The 14,454-nt window shown below is 65.7% G+C and carries 13 protein-coding genes; 9 read left to right on the plus strand and 4 right to left on the minus strand.

What is annotated here, in order from left to right:
- Together JZ791_RS34835 and JZ791_RS34840 are read right to left on the minus strand one after the other, a co-directional pair.
- The coding region (locus tag JZ791_RS34835; protein WP_216900638.1) for a hypothetical protein at nt 1–400 on the minus strand (400 nt) is incomplete at its 3' end.
- A gap of 287 nt (nt 401–687) precedes the next feature.
- Nucleotides 688–2,142, minus strand: coding sequence for a mannitol dehydrogenase family protein (locus JZ791_RS34840; protein WP_498049411.1), 1,455 nt, complete (start codon nt 2,140–2,142; stop codon nt 688–690).
- Nucleotides 2,143–2,182: 40 nt separating this feature from the next.
- Between JZ791_RS34840 and JZ791_RS34845 the strand changes: the two genes are divergently transcribed.
- From JZ791_RS34845 to JZ791_RS34870, 6 genes are all read left to right on the plus strand, one after another.
- On the plus strand, nt 2,183–3,205 hold the full coding sequence (locus JZ791_RS34845) for a sugar-binding transcriptional regulator (protein WP_216900642.1): 1,023 nt from the start codon (nt 2,183–2,185) through the stop codon (nt 3,203–3,205).
- A gap of 74 nt (nt 3,206–3,279) precedes the next feature.
- Nucleotides 3,280–4,704: an ABC transporter substrate-binding protein gene (locus JZ791_RS34850; RefSeq protein ID WP_216900644.1), complete on the plus strand. Its 1,425-nt coding sequence runs from the start codon at nt 3,280–3,282 to the stop codon at nt 4,702–4,704.
- Between the two features lie 2 nt (nt 4,705–4,706).
- A complete protein-coding gene (locus tag JZ791_RS34855) occupies nt 4,707–5,657 on the plus strand; it encodes a carbohydrate ABC transporter permease (protein WP_216900646.1) in 951 nt (316 codons plus the stop codon).
- Entirely contained in the window at nt 5,657–6,532 is an 876-nt protein-coding gene (locus tag JZ791_RS34860) for a carbohydrate ABC transporter permease (protein WP_216900654.1), read from the plus strand. The genes JZ791_RS34855 and JZ791_RS34860 overlap by 1 nt, the downstream gene beginning before the upstream one ends.
- Nucleotides 6,533–6,545: 13 nt before the next feature.
- A complete protein-coding gene (locus JZ791_RS34865) occupies nt 6,546–7,658 on the plus strand; it encodes an ABC transporter ATP-binding protein (RefSeq protein ID WP_216900656.1) in 1,113 nt (370 codons plus the stop codon).
- A gap of 57 nt (nt 7,659–7,715) precedes the next feature.
- A complete protein-coding gene (locus JZ791_RS34870; RefSeq protein ID WP_216900658.1) occupies nt 7,716–8,030 on the plus strand; it encodes a DMT family transporter in 315 nt (104 codons plus the stop codon).
- 88 nt (nt 8,031–8,118) lie between these two features.
- On the opposite strand, the gene JZ791_RS34875 is transcribed toward JZ791_RS34870, so the two are convergent.
- Nucleotides 8,119–8,859, minus strand: coding sequence for a Fic family protein (locus JZ791_RS34875; RefSeq protein ID WP_254206850.1), 741 nt, complete (start codon nt 8,857–8,859; stop codon nt 8,119–8,121).
- Between the two features lie 196 nt (nt 8,860–9,055).
- Here JZ791_RS34875 and JZ791_RS34880 point away from each other — a divergent pair, with 196 nt between their 5' ends.
- Together JZ791_RS34880 and JZ791_RS34885 are read left to right on the plus strand one after the other, a co-directional pair.
- Nucleotides 9,056–10,372: a DUF2254 domain-containing protein gene (locus JZ791_RS34880; RefSeq protein ID WP_216900660.1), complete on the plus strand. Its 1,317-nt coding sequence runs from the start codon at nt 9,056–9,058 to the stop codon at nt 10,370–10,372.
- A gap of 199 nt (nt 10,373–10,571) precedes the next feature.
- Nucleotides 10,572–12,047 carry an alpha/beta hydrolase gene (locus tag JZ791_RS34885; RefSeq protein WP_216900661.1) on the plus strand — a complete coding sequence of 492 codons (1,476 nt, stop codon included), beginning with the start codon at nt 10,572–10,574 and terminating at the stop codon, nt 12,045–12,047.
- Nucleotides 12,048–12,771: 724 nt separating this feature from the next.
- Here JZ791_RS34885 and JZ791_RS34890 read toward each other — a convergent pair.
- Complete coding sequence (locus JZ791_RS34890; RefSeq protein ID WP_216900663.1) at nt 12,772–13,764, minus strand: aldo/keto reductase; 993 nt, start codon at nt 13,762–13,764, stop codon at nt 12,772–12,774.
- Nucleotides 13,765–13,844: 80 nt separating this feature from the next.
- Between JZ791_RS34890 and JZ791_RS34895 the strand changes: the two genes are divergently transcribed.
- Nucleotides 13,845–14,426, plus strand: coding sequence for a TetR/AcrR family transcriptional regulator (locus JZ791_RS34895; protein ID WP_216900665.1), 582 nt, complete (start codon nt 13,845–13,847; stop codon nt 14,424–14,426).
- The last annotated feature ends 28 nt before the right edge of the window (nt 14,427–14,454 follow it).

Raw genomic sequence — 14,454 nt, forward strand, 5'->3', positions numbered from 1 at the left:
CCTTGGGGGTGAGCGGGGGGAGGCTGTCGGCGGGGATTTCCGCGCCGTAGATCTGGTAGCACTGCCAGCGGGCGTAGGCGGCGTGGAGTTCGACGTCTTCGGGGGTGGGGAGGGCCGCGAGTTCCAGGACGTACTTGTAGGTGTCGCCGACGGTGTGGTCGGCGCGCACGCACAGGGTGGTGAGCGGGGGCTCGCCGGCGCTGTGGCAGCGGCGGGCCACCTTGCGCAGGATGGCGTCCATCCAGGTGCCGGTGGGTGCGTCGGTGTGCACATCCGAGATGTCCTGCACACGTTCGGCCAGCTCGTCGACCGTCATGAATTGTCCATAGCCGGTAGCTGTTTCGGCGAGAACCTCGTGGGCCGCCAGCGCCCAAGCCACAGCGGCGTCGTTGAATGTCACGGCCGTGCCGTCGCTCGCGCGCCAGGCACCTGATACTGCGGGAACACCTTGCTTCATAACCATTCCACGCTACCGCGAGACCCTCGCGACGCGCCCACCGGCCCTGCACCCACCGACGGCGAGTCGATCGCCGGCGGCACACGTGCAGCACCTGCTCAACGTCGCGGCCGGCTATCGCACCGGGATATTCGCGGGCGCCGAAACCACCTGCGCCGCGCGCTTACCGATCTCGGCTCACCTGTGGCCGACCACGCGCCGGTCGGAATCCCGCGCCCACACGGAGCAACTCAGCCCTTACCGACCAACTCGGTCAGCGTGGCCCGCGCACCTTTCGTGTGCAGCGACTCCAGCGCCGCCAGATACGCCCGCACGAAACGGGGTTCGTCGATCAGATCACCGAAAACCGTACGGGCGGTAAGGAATGCGGCCGGTTCGGTGCGCTGGCGGCGGGCCAGCGGCATCAGCTCGTCACGCAGCCGGTCCACGACCTCGATCGGCTCCCCCTGCTCGTCGACGCCCTCGGCGTAGCGGGCCCAGCTGGCCACGATGGCCGCGGCACACGCGATCTCACCGTCCACGGCCAGGCGCTCGCGGATCACCGGCAGCACCCACTTCGGGATGCGGTCCGACGATTCGGCGCACAGCCGGGCGATGGTGTCGCCGATCGCCGGATTCGCGAAGCGTTCGATCGTGGTGCGCTTGTACAGGTCCAGATCGACGCCGGGGATCGGGCGCAGCGTCGGGGTGGCCTCCCGATCCATGTATCGCATCAGGAATCGGTCGAACAGCGGATCCTGAGCGGCCTCGTGCACGAACCGATAGCCGCACAGCTGCCCGAAATAGGCTACGCCCTGGTGACTGGCGTTGAGCAGGCGCAGTTTCATCAGCTCGTACGGTGCCACATCCCGCACCATCTGCACCCCGGCCTCCTCGTACGGCGGCCGCCCGAGAGTGAACGAATCCTCCAGCACCCACTGGCTGAACGATTCGGTGACCACCGGCCACTCGTCGGTGATCCCGGTGCGCCGCAACACCTCTCCCGATGCCTCGGGCGGCGTCACCGGGGTGATCCGGTCCACCATCGAATTCGGGAACTTCACCTCGCGCTCGATCCACTCCCCCAGCGCCGGATCACGCAGCCGGGCGAAGGTTCCGAACACCCGCTGCGCCACATGCCCGTTGCCCTCGATGTTGTCGCACGACATGACGGTGAACGGCGCGATACCCGCCGCCCGCCGGCGCGCCAGACCCTCGACGACGAGGCCGAACACCGTGGCGGGCACGGCATTCGGGGCGAGCTCCGCGACCACGGCCGGCGCCGAGGCATCGAATTCACCGGTGACCGCGTCGATTCCGTAGCCCCCCTCGGTGATGGTGAGCGACACGATGCGAGTGGCCGGATCGGCGAGCTTCACCAGCACGGCCTCCGGATCGTCGGGTGCGTACAGGTACTCGATGATCGAGCCGATCACCCGGGTGTCCCAGGAGCCATCGGGCTCGACAACCGACAGTGTGTACTGGCCGTCCTGCGCGGTGAGCACATCGCGCATGCGCCGGTCGCCGGGGAGCACGCCGACGCCGCAGATGGCCCACTCGTGCGCGCCGCCGCGCGCGAGCAGTTTGTCGACAAACATCGCCTGGTGGGCGCGGTGGAAACCGCCGACACCGAAGTGCACTATCCCGGTGGTCAACCCGGTGCGGTCATAACTGGCTCGCGGAAGTGTTGTGTGCGTCACACTCACGATGGTACCGTGTCTGAGCAACAGTTCATGGGGTGAGCAAATGATCAGCCCCGAGAGGAGCATCGTGGCCCCCGAACCCCGGTCCAGCAGCCCGGAGGAGATCCGCCTGGCCCTACGCGCCGCGCAGCTCTATCACATCGAGGGCGCGACTCAGGCCGAAATCGCTGCGACACTGGGTGTTTCACGTCCCACCGCCGGCCGCCTGATCGCCCGTGCCCGCGCTCAGGGCCTGGTGCGCATCGAGATCGTCGTCCCCGACGAGCTGCGCGACGATATGCACACCGACACCGAGCGTGAACTGGAGGCCGCGTTCGGACTCACCGAGGCGGTCGTACTCGGCCACGTGCCCGACGGATACGGCTCCCCACCGAGTTTCGCGCCGCTGGCCCGCTCGGCGGTCTCGGCACTCGGGCGCCGCCTGCGGGCGCAACATACGCTCGGATTCACCTGGGGCCCGGAGACCATCGCCGTCGCCACCGAACTGCGACCGCATGCCGCGCGCTGCGCGACCGTGGTGCAGATGGACGGGTCGCTCACCTCCTCGGACTATCAAACAGGCGTCGAGTTCACCCTCGGCCGCTGTGCGACCCAGTTGCAGGCCACCCCGGTGCGCCTACACGCCCCGCTGTACGCCGATCCGGCGACAGTGACCGCGCTGGAACAGGATTCGGTGCTCGGCCGGGCCATGGCCCTGGGCCGGGAGGCCGAGGTGATGATGTTCGGCGTGGGCACGGTCACCACGGCGACCACCCTGTTCGAGGGCAGCTTCCTGGACACCGCTCTGCTGGACGAGCTGCGCGGGCTGGGCGCGGTCGGTGAGATCGGCGGCCGGTTCTTCCGGTCGGATGGCACCGACGTATCGGGTTCGCTTGCGGGCCGGACGGTTTCGGTCGGGCTCGACGCGATCCGGGCGTGCGAATCCACAATTCTGATCTCCGGCGGCTCGACCAAGCACGACGCCATCCTGGGCGCGTTGCGGGGCGGGCTGGCCACGATCCTGGTCACCGACATCGACTGCGCGCGGTGGCTGCTGGAAAAAGAAGGAGGGCTGAGGGCCCTATGAACAAGAATGGCCCAGGGCAGCAGTGTCTACACGCGGTGAGACGCGCGAAAGAGCTGGTGCTACAGCGATACTCGATGTCCTGGAGCGCTTTCGGCCGCTCCCCGGACCCGGATTCTGGAAGATTCCGCCCCAAGGCGCGCCGGACCGGCAGAAGGGCCGTCCTGGTACCGGCTGCGTTGACCGCCACCGCGGTTCTGACGCTATCCGGGTGTGCGGGCGCGGGATCGTTCACCTCCGGCGGAGGCCAGACCGTCACCATCGCGATGGTCTCGAATTCGCAGATGCAGGACGCGATCTCGCTCTCCGGCGAGTTCGAACACGCCAATCCCGGCATCAAGCTGAAGTTCGTCTCGCTGTCGGAGAACGAGGCCCGCGCCAAGATCACCTCCTCGGTGGCGACCGGCGGTGGCGAGTTCGACGTGGTGATGATCAGCAATTACGAGACCCCGCAGTGGGCCGCGGACGGCTGGCTCACCGATCTGTCGCCGTACGAGGCGCGCACCGCGGGTTACGATCCGCAGGATTTCATCTCCTCGCTGCGGAGTTCGTTGTCCTACAAGGGCGATATGTACTCGGTGCCGTTCTACGGTGAGTCCTCGTTCCTGATGTACCGCAAGGATCTGTTCGCCCAGGCCGGGCTCACCATGCCCGCGCAGCCGACGTGGGATCAGGTGGCGCAGTTCGCCCAGAAGCTCAACGATCCCGCACACGGGCGCTCGGGCATCTGCCTGCGCGGCGACCCGGGCTGGGGTGAATCACTGGCCCCGCTGGACACGGTGATCAACACCTTCGGCGGGCGCTGGTTCGACCAGAACTGGAACGCCCAGCTCACCAGCCCGCAGGTGGAGAAGGCCGTCAACTTCTACGTCGACCTGGTCCACAAGTACGGCGAACCCGGCGCCGCGGCAGCCGGATTCAGTGAATGCGCGACCAACCTGTCCCAGGGCGACACGGCCATGTGGTACGACGCCACCTCCGCGGTCGGCACGATCGAGGACCCGTCCTCCAGCAAGGTGGTCGGCAAGATCGGCTACGTGCTGGCGCCCGTGGAGCAGAAGCCGAATTCGGGCTGGCTGTACACCTGGTCACTGGGCATCCCCAAGACCAGCAAGCACACCGACGCCGCATGGAAATTCATCTCCTGGATGACCAGTAAGGATTACATCCACCACGTCGGACAGAAGCTCGGCTGGTCGCATGTGCCCCCGGGCAGCCGCTACTCGACGTACCAGATTCCGGAGTACGCCGCCGCGTCCAAGTCCTACGGACCCGTCACCCTGCAGGCGATGTCCACGGTGGATCCGAATCATCCTACGGTGCAGCCGGTTCCGTACACCGGTGTGCAATTCCTGGCGATCCCGGAGTTCCAGGACCTGGGTACCCGGGTGAGCCAGCAGATCAGCGCCGCGATCGCCGGAGACGAGAGCGTGCAGACCGCACTTCAGCAATCCCAGCAGTACGCCGAGACAGTCGGCAAGTCGTATCAAGGGAAATCGTAGTCATGTCCGTTACCACCGCGGCCCCGGAGGCCGCACCCCCGTCGGAAATCATCCGGCGCGCGCAACGGATCTCGCGGGCCGAGGGCTGGCGGCGGCGCGGACCGCTGCTGCCCGCCCTGATCTTCATGATCGTGGTCACCCAGATCCCGTTCCTGTTCACGCTGTACTACTCCACCCAGTCCTGGAACCTGGTCCGGCCCGGTTCCCGCCACTTCAACGGGCTGGCGAACTACGCGGATGTGTTCCGGGACAGACAGTTCTGGTCGGTGACGCTCAACACCGTCATCATGATCGTCGGCACCGTGATCATCTCGGTGATCCTGGGCCTGCTGCTGGCGCTGCTGCTGGATCGCAACTTCATCGGGCGTGGCGTGGTACGCACACTGCTGATCACCCCGTTTCTGGTGACTCCCGTCGCCGCCGCGCTGATCTGGAAAACCACCATGCTGGATCCGGTATTCGGCCTGGTCAACTTCGTACTGAAACCGTTCGGAGTAGGCCAGCTGGATTGGGTGAGCAAGTATCCGCTGCCCGCGGTGATGGCGGATATGGTCTGGCAATGGACGCCGTTCATGATGCTGCTCATCCTGGCAGGGTTGCAGTCCATGCCGCGGGACATCACCGAGGCCGCCCGAGTGGATGGGGCGAACTCGCTGCAGGTGTTCCGTGAGCTGACCCTGCCGCATCTGCGCCGGTTCATCGAACTCGGCGCGGTGCTGGGCGCGATCTACCTGGTCAACACCTTCGACTCGGTGTACATGATGACCCAGGGCGGGCCGGGCATCGCCAGCTCCAACCTGCCGTTCTACATCTATCAGCGCGCGTTCCTGGGCTTCGACATCGGGCAGGCCGCAGCGATGGGCGTGGTCACGGTCATCGGCACCACGGTGGTCGCGACGCTCGCGTTGCGGCTGCTGTTCACTTCGTTCACCGGCAAGGAGGAGGCGGCATAATGGCCACGACCACCGCTTCTGCGACCATAGTCACCGCGACGCGACAGATTACGGTGCGCCGCAAACGAAATCGAGCCGGTATCGGCTGGGGCGTGCTGGCCTGGGTGCTGGGTATCGGGATGTTCTTCCCGGTGCTGTGGATGGTGCTCACGGCCTTCAAACAGGAGGGCGACGCCTACACCAACACACCCAAGCTGTTCTTCGTCCCCACGCTGCAGCAGTTCACGTCGGTCTTCCACAGCGGAATCGGCACGCCACTGCTGAATTCGGCGTTCGCTACCATCGTGTCCGCGATTCTCGTTCTCGTGCTGGGCATTCCGGCCGCATTCGCGCTGTCGCTTCGCCCGATCAAGCGGACCCAGGACGCGCTGATGTTCTTCATCGGCACCAAGATGCTGCCGATCGTGGCGGCCATCATCCCGCTGTATGTCATCGTCGGCGATATCGGGTTGCTGGACAACATCTGGACCTTGGTCATCCTCTACACGGCGATGAACCTGCCGATCGCGGTGTGGATGATGCGCTCGTTCTTCCTGGAGGTCCCCGGCGAACTGCTGGAGGCGGCCAGTATGGACGGCGCGAGCACCTGGACCGCGGTGCGCGAGGTGATCCTGCCGCTGGTCTCCCCGGGTATCGCGGCGACCGCGCTGATCTGTGTCATCTTCTCCTGGAACGAATTCTTCTTCGCCGTGAATCTGACTGCCGTGCAGGCGCAGACGATGCCGGTGTTCCTGGTCGGCTTCATCACCGGTGAGGGACTGTACTGGGCCCGGCTGTCCGCCGCCGCGACCCTGGCGGCCCTGCCCGTCGTGCTGGCCGGCTGGTTCGCACAGAACAAGCTCGTGCGCGGGCTGTCCTTCGGCGCTATCAAGTAAGAGGTAAACCCACATGGCCACAATCCATTACGACCATGCCTCGTGCGTCTACGCCGGGGCCGACTCACTCGCGGTCGATTCGCTGGATCTCGATATCAACGACGGTGAATTCATTGTCCTGGTCGGGCCCTCGGGTTCGGGCAAGTCCACCGCGCTGCGCATGCTCGCCGGGCTGGAGGAGATCGACGGCGGCAATATCCGCATCGACGGACAGGACATGGTCGGCGTGCCGTCCAAGGACCGCGATATCGCGATGGTGTTCCAGAACTATGCGCTGTACCCGAACAAAACCGTCGGCGAGAACATGGGTTTCGCGCTGAAGATGATGAAAGTGCCGGTGGACGAGCGTAAGCGCCGCGTCGCCGAGGCCGCCGAGCTGCTGGGCCTGACCCCGTTCCTGGACCGCAAACCCGCGAAACTGTCGGGCGGACAACGTCAGCGGGTGGCGATGGGCAGGGCCATCGTGCGCGAGCCGCGCGTGTTCTGCATGGACGAGCCGCTGTCCAACCTGGACGCCAAGCTGCGCGTGCAGACCCGCACCCAGATCGCCGCGCTGCAACGGCGTTTGGGCACCACGACCGTCTACGTCACCCACGACCAGGTGGAGGCCATGACGATGGGCGACCGGGTCGCGGTGTTGCGCGACGGCAAGCTCCAGCAGTTCAGCACCCCGTCGGTGCTGTACGACCACCCCGACAACGCGTTCGTCGCCGGATTCATCGGCTCGCCGTCGATGAATCTGTGCACGGTCCCGGTGGTTTCCGGCGGCGTCGACCTCGCCGGGACCACGGTGGAACTGTCCCGCGAGCGGATGACCCGCCTCGCATCGGCCGGACTGGAGACGGTCACCGTGGGCATCCGCCCCGAGAACCTCGTATTGCACCGCGATGGAACAGGTTTCGCCGTCACCGTCGAACTCGTGGAGGAACTCGGCAGCGAGTCCTACGTCTACGCTCGCCTTCCTGGTGACCCCATCCCCGGCCTGGGCGGCGACCCGATCACCTTCGTCGCCCGCTCGGCCCAGCGCGCCCCCGCCCGCCTGGCCGAATCGGTGACCCTCCAGATCGCCGACCCCGACGCGATCCACCTGTTCGACCCCACGAGCGGAGACCGTATCGAGGACTGAGCGAACACACCGGCACGAAGCGGAGGCGATCGGTCGCCGATCGCCTACCGTTCAGCCATGGCCTGGCTATTACTCGTCGTGTCGGGATTCATGGAGACCGCCTGGGCGATTTCGTTGGAGAAATCACACGGGTTCAGCCGCCTGGTACCCAGCATCCTGTTCGCCGTCTTCCTCGCCCTCAGCATGGCCGGCTTGGGGCTGGCCCTGCGCACCATCCCGGTGGGCACCGGCTACGCGGTCTGGGTCGGCATAGGCGCGGTAGGCACCGCCTTGATCGGCATGATCTGGCTCGGCGAATCCACAACCCTCCCCCGCATCCTGTGCCTGGTGCTGATCATCGCGGGCGTAGTCGGCCTGAAAATCTTCCACTGAACCGGGCTCCGCTCGTCCCGATGGCCGGGCTCCCGGCCGCAGCGCAGACGACCGCCGCCCTTCCTCGATGTCGAACGGGCACAACCGATCAAACCGCAGCCCTGTCCGGGTGGCAGGACAAGAGAAACTCGAACATGGCCGTAGCCTCACGGGTTCGGTAGAAATCGACCATCAGCGTGTTGAATTCGAGGCGTCGCGCGGCAGGCACGCTGATCGCGTCAATTCCGTGAGTCATCAGGTGGCCGTTCATCATTGCGCGCCCGGTGCGCTTGTTACCGTCGAAGTAGAACTGGTTGAGGGCCGCGAACAGAAAGTAGGCGATGCTCTGCTGTACCGGATCGGGCAGGGCGAGAATGCTTTTCAGACCCTCGTCGAACACAGCAATCAGCGCCGAGCCGTTCGGACCGGGCTCCGGAGGGGTATGGCTGCCGTATTCGCCGAGGTTCACGCTGATGTTGATGTTCAGCGATCCTTCCCCGCGAAAATGGCCAGCCTCCAGCGCCTCATCCTTGGCGATCACGAACTGAAGCCGATCGGAAGTCACCTTGTCCAGGTGAAAGTCCGCCCCCTCGACCATATCTCCGAGGACCTGCATCGATTCGGCGAGCGCGACCACCTGACGTTCGTCCGAGATCCGGTGGCCGCCGACCGTAACCCCCTCCATGAGCGTCTGCACTTCTGGAAAGGTGAACGGATTCCCCTCGAGCACCGCTGCGTCCCACACAAACCCCGGCAGGGTCTTGCGGAAACGCCAGAGCGCGCGCTCGACACTGTGCCTCTCCAGCTCGATGTCGACCGCATCCACATTCCAGGTGAATCCGACAGCCATGCCGTAACTGTAACCAAACGGCTACGAAAGTAGCCGAGCGGCTACACAGGGCAACCAAACGGCTACACGGGAACGACCCGGACGGGCGCGACCACTCTGCAAACCCCTTTGCCGAGCTTTAAACGCTGGTGGGGTGTAAATTTTTCGTCAAGGTGAGCCGGAAGTCTGGTCGGCTGTGGGTGTGAGGAGGCTTGCCGTGCGTGGTGGTATCTATCTCGAGGCTGATCGTCGGCAGGAGACTCTGCGGACGAATCTGTGGTTCGTGCCCACCCTCGAGGTGGTCGGGGCGATCGTGCTGTTCGCGATCACCTGTGCGCTCGATCGGGCGGCCTACGACGGGGCGTTTCGGATTCCCAGTTGGGTGATCGGGGGAACCCCCGATGCCGCGCGGCAGGTGCTGACAGCTGTCGCGGCGGCGATCATCACCGTGGTCGGTGTGGTTTTCTCGATCACGATCGTGGCGCTGACCATGGCATCCACGCAGTTCGGGCCACGGATGATGCGCAACTTCATTCGGGACCGGGGCACGCAGGTCACCCTGGGCACCTTCGTGGCGACGTTCGTGTACGCGGTCGCGGTGCTCGTCTCGATCGGGCGCAGCTTCGTCCCGCATATCAGTACCACGGTGTCCATCGCCTCGATGGTCGTGGACCTGGCAGTGCTGATCTACTTCATCAACCACATCGCGGTGCAGATCCAGCTGCCGAACGTGATCGCCGATATCGCCCGCGAGGTCAAGACCGCCGTCGACACGCATCGGGCGCCCGACCCTGGCGTGCCCGCGTGCGGCCCCACGACCGAGGAGTTGCTGGAGCTGATGGCCGACTCCGGCGGCGAGGTACGCACCACGACCAGTGGATATCTCCAGTACATCCGCTACGACCGGCTGGTGCGGCTGGCCAGGGCCGAGAACGCGGTCATCCACCTGCCCAATCGGCCCGGGCATTTCCTCACCGAGGGGCAGGTCATGGCCACGGTCTGGCCCGCCGAGGCGGCCGAGCGGATCGCCGAGGACTTCACCCGGGGCCATGTCACCGGGTCCACTCGCACACTGGTGCAGGACATATCGTTCGGGATCGACCAGATCGTGGAGATCGCGCTACGCGCCCTCTCGGCCGCGACCAACGACACATTCACGGCGTTGACCTGCATCGACTGGTTGGGTGACTGCCTGTCCAAGATCGCCACGGACTGGGACCCCACGCCCGTGCTCCGCTGTCAGGACGGGTACATCCGGGTGATCGCCGCCCAGGTCAGCTACGAGCGGCTGGTGCAGCGCGCGTTCGAGAAGATCCGTCAGGCCGCGGTCGGTGATCCCGCGGTGATGATCCGGGAACTCGACGCGCTGGCGCAGATCCTGGATCGGGTCGAGGACCCCCAGCGCCGCCAGGTGGTGCTGGATCAGGCGGCGATGATCGAACGACAAGTGGCGCAGTCGGTTTCGGAGGACGCCGATCGAGAGGACGTGCTGCGGCGCTGCGAGGCGTTCCACGATCAGCTGGCTCGGACGTGAAGACCGCTATCGGCTGGTCGGTCTGTTCCATATAGTGAGATTGCTCGCCGAGCGAACCGGTTGATCCAACCCCCTGAACTGCACATATTCCTTCAAATGGAGTATTCATCCGGTTTCCCAATCCCTCTCGAAGGGCCCTCACAGTAAACCTCGAGCTGGACCGTCAAGAATTACGACCGTGTTTCCTGTGCTGACGGACGTGCCCCCAACGTCTAATCCGACCCCAGCGGTGGCGCCGCCCCCCGCACCGAAAATGCCTTCGTCCACATTAGATCCGATGAAGATGGGCTTCCATCACGGCGTATCGCTGCTACATGGCTGGTTACCCGTGACCATCGAGATCGTCGCGATCGTGCTGCTGATCGTCGCCATCCTCCGGCTCACCCGGCGCTGGTGGTTCATCCGGGTGCCGATCGCCATCGTGCTCGGCGTCGTCGGAGCCATCGCCGCATGGCAATTCACGAACAATCAAGGTCTGGCCTCGGACCCCGCCCCGGTACTGCTGTGGGTGACCGTGGGCCTGATGGTCGGCGCGATCGTCATCGCGGTGATCGGCTGGCCCCGGGCCCGCTGGTGGCAGCGGGTCGCCGCGATCCTGGCGATTCCGTTCACGATCGCCAGCGCCGGCGTGGTGCTCAACCAGTGGGTCGGCTACTACCCGACCGCGGAGGCCGCGTGGAGTTCGGTGACCGCAGGGCCGCTGCCGCATCAGACGGATATGAGCGCGCTGGCCGGCATGCGCAACACCAACCCCAAGACCGGCGTCGTCGTTCCGGTCGACATTCCGGACACCAACAGCGGTTTCAAGCACCGCACCGAATACGTGTACCTGCCCCCGGCGTACTTCCACGGGGCCACCGCGCCCACCCTGCCCGCGGTGATGATGATCGCCGGTGAATTCAACACGCCCGGTGACTGGATGCGCAGTGGCGAGATCGCGCCGACGATCGACAAGTTCACCGCCGCCAACAACGGGCAGGCGCCGATCCTGGTGTTCGTCGACAACGGCGGTTCGTTCAACAACGACACCGAATGTGTGAACGGGCCGCGCGGCAACGCGGCCGACCACCTCACCAAGGACGTCATCCCCTACGTGGAGAAGACTTTCCACGCCTCCAGCAATCCCGCGAACTGGGCTGTCATCGGCTGGTCGGCGGGCGGCACCTGCGCGGTGGATCTGACGGTGATGCATCCGGAGCTGTTCCACACCTTCGTGGACATCGCCGGTGACCTGGGCCCGGACTCGGGCAACAAGGCCCAGACCATCGCGCGCCTGTACGGCGGAAACGCCCAGCAGTGGACCAATTTCGACCCGACCACGGTGATGCAGAAGCACGGTCCCTACGCCGGCGACATCGCGGGCCTGTACGACGATCTGACCGCGATGCACTTCGACAGGTCCAAGCTGCCCAAGGGATTCAAGATGCCCCAGGTGAACGAGAACCAGGTCGGCCTGGGCGGCCAGGACGACATGATGGGCGGCGGCAACAGCGAGGTCGGCGCGGCCGAGCAGCTGTGCGCGGAGAACAAGAAGGTCGACATCCAGTGCACGATCCACACCACCCAGGGTGGGCACACGTGGCAGTTCGCGGAGGCCGCCTTCGACTCCTCGCTGGCCTGGATCACGGCACGGGTCGGCCTGCCTGTCTCACCGGCCGCCACGGGCGAGTTGTGACGAAATACCGGTACGAGTGATCTAGTCATCCGGAAACGCCGATCGGCCGGGACTCTTCCCTGAGTCCCGGCCGATCGACGTTTCCCGTCTCACGCAGGCGCCCGGCGCGCCCCAACCCTGGAGACAGGTGATGCTGCCCGGCCTATCGCTACATTTTTCCGCCTCGAAACTCCGGTTCCAGATGATTCCACTCGAAAAATGCAGCGGGAGGCCGGTTCTCCCCCACCGACCGGCATCGATCCCGCGCCCCACCGTCAGCCCACGACCACCACACCGAACCGCACTCTGCAAGCCAACTCCACACCACCACCCGGCCTATCGCTATATTGTGTGGCCCTGTTCCAGGTGTTCGCCGTCGGAATGCGGCGTATCCGAAAGCAATTGGCGCAGGCGGACCGGCTGACTCACCCGTATCAGAGCGGGCGCCGGTGTCTGGATGCCGCCGCGGTCGAGTTGCACCTACACGCCTCCCGTCGGAACCCGCGCACCTTCCGCGTAGTCCCCGACGGCCCCGAAACGACAGTCACGACGAGATCTTCGGCCGAGTCTTCGACCGCCCTCACACCCACCCGACCAACCAGGTCGCTGCCTGGCCACTTTTACCGAGATAGCCTTCGGCAGGCCCGAACTCGACAGCCACCACGACGATGCCTCCTGCCGGATCTTCGACCGTGCTCGCCCCGCATAACCAACGGCTGGCGCGTTACCCGGATCGATCCGCGCTCTAGGCCGCCGCTTTCGCCCGGGACGAGGTGGAAACCGCACGGGAGACCTCGTCGAGTCGATCGATCTCCCGCCTGGTGAGGGTGAGTTCCATTGCGGCGCTGGACTCTTCGGCCTGACTAGGTTTCGAGGCGCCCGGGATCGCGACGACGGTGTCGCCGTAGTACGTGATCAGCCAGCTCAGGGCGATCTGGGCGGGGGTGGCGCCGTGGGCGTGGGCGATCGCGGTCAGCTCATCGATGAGCGGGGCGATGCGGGTCAGGTTTCGGTGGGTCAGGCCCGAGGCTATGCGGCGGATCGGCGGGGTGGATCTCACTCGCTCGGGGGAGGCGTGGAATGCGCCGGTGAGCAGGCCCGTCTTCAGTGGGGAGTAGGCGATCAGGGTGACGCCGAGGCGACGGGCCGCGTCCAGGACGCCGTTGTCTTCGATCGTGCGGTGCAGCAGGCTGATCTGGACCTGGTTGGACACCAGGCGCAGACCGCGGGCGCGCAGGATCTGGTCGGCGCGTTCCATCTGGCGGGCCGAGAAATTGCTGACCCCGACGGAGTTCACCTTGCCGTCCAGTTGCAGACTCGCCATCGCCTCCACCTGCCGATCCAGCGGGGACACGCTCCCCTGCGCCATGTGGATCTGATAGAGATCTATCGGAAACCCTTGCAACGCATCAAGTCTCGTATCGATGGTGCGCACGATATTGGATGCCTTGCGCATCAGCGGCGGCCATTTGGTGGCGACGGTCACCTCACCCGGTGACACACCGGCCGCGCGCAGGGCCGAGCTCAGCATCCGCTCGGAATTCCCCTGACCGTACATTTCGGCGGTGTCGAACCAGGTGATGCCGCCGTCCAGCGCGGCGCGCACGATGGCGTTCACAGTATCGGCCGCCAGTGGCGGATAGAAGCGGGACGCGATGATCCCCTGACCCGCGAACTGCATACAGCCCAGGCCGATCGGGGTGATCTCGATGGAGCCGAGTCTTCGAGTTGGTGTCATGAAAATCCTCCTTTGAGACATGAGTGTCTCATCATGAGACGGTATCGTCAACAGCTGATACACCTGTGTACTCTGCGAACATGACCGGAACGCTGCGCGATCGCACGGAGGCCGCGATCCTGGACGCCGCCGCCGAGGTGCTGGCCGCCCGCGGCCCGGCCGCCAGCATGAGCGAGATCGCCACCGCCGCGGGCCTGGGCCGCGCCACCCTCTACCGCTACTTCCCCACCCGCGAGGCCCTGCTGGCCGGCCTGCTCGATGCCACGATCGCCGACCTCATCGCCCGCATCGCCGACGCCGAACTCGACACCCTCCCCGTGGACGAGGCCCTGGCCCGCCTGGTACGCGGATTCCTCACTGTGGGAACCAAATACACCGCCCTACTCCAGCCCGGCAACATGCCGGAGAAGTCCGTCGAGGTCGAAAGCCAACTGACCGAACCGATTCGCGCCCTGCTGATCCGCGGCATCGCCGAGGGCGCCCTGCGCCCCGACGTCTCCCCCGACCTACTGCTCGACATGTTCGGCGGTCTGGTCGAGAAGTCCCTGATCGCCGTCCTGCGCGGCCACGCGGGAGTCGAACAGGCCAGCGCCGCGGTCATTACGCTGTTCCTGGACGGCGCCCGCAGCCGATCGCCACAGCCCGGATCGCCGATCGCCTAGCTCAGCCGGTTCACCACCCCCTGACCGG

The sequence above is a fragment of the Nocardia alni genome, from assembly GCF_019038435.1.
Classification (GTDB): Bacteria; Actinomycetota; Actinomycetes; order Mycobacteriales; family Mycobacteriaceae; genus Nocardia; species Nocardia alni.

Coding starts and splice junctions, on each gene's coding strand:
- JZ791_RS34845 (WP_216900642.1), top strand. CDS start 2,183: ATGATCAGCCCCGAGAGGAGCATCGTGGCCCCCGAACCCCGGTCCAGC.
- JZ791_RS34850 (WP_216900644.1), top strand. CDS start 3,280: ATGTCCTGGAGCGCTTTCGGCCGCTCCCCGGACCCGGATTCTGGAAGA.
- JZ791_RS34855 (WP_216900646.1), top strand. CDS start 4,707: ATGTCCGTTACCACCGCGGCCCCGGAGGCCGCACCCCCGTCGGAAATC.
- JZ791_RS34860 (WP_216900654.1), top strand. CDS start 5,657: ATGGCCACGACCACCGCTTCTGCGACCATAGTCACCGCGACGCGACAG.
- JZ791_RS34865 (WP_216900656.1), top strand. CDS start 6,546: ATGGCCACAATCCATTACGACCATGCCTCGTGCGTCTACGCCGGGGCC.
- JZ791_RS34870 (WP_216900658.1), top strand. CDS start 7,716: ATGGCCTGGCTATTACTCGTCGTGTCGGGATTCATGGAGACCGCCTGG.
- JZ791_RS34875 (WP_254206850.1), bottom strand. CDS start 8,859: ATGGCTGTCGGATTCACCTGGAATGTGGATGCGGTCGACATCGAGCTG.
- JZ791_RS34890 (WP_216900663.1), bottom strand. CDS start 13,764: ATGACACCAACTCGAAGACTCGGCTCCATCGAGATCACCCCGATCGGC.
- JZ791_RS34895 (WP_216900665.1), top strand. CDS start 13,845: ATGACCGGAACGCTGCGCGATCGCACGGAGGCCGCGATCCTGGACGCC.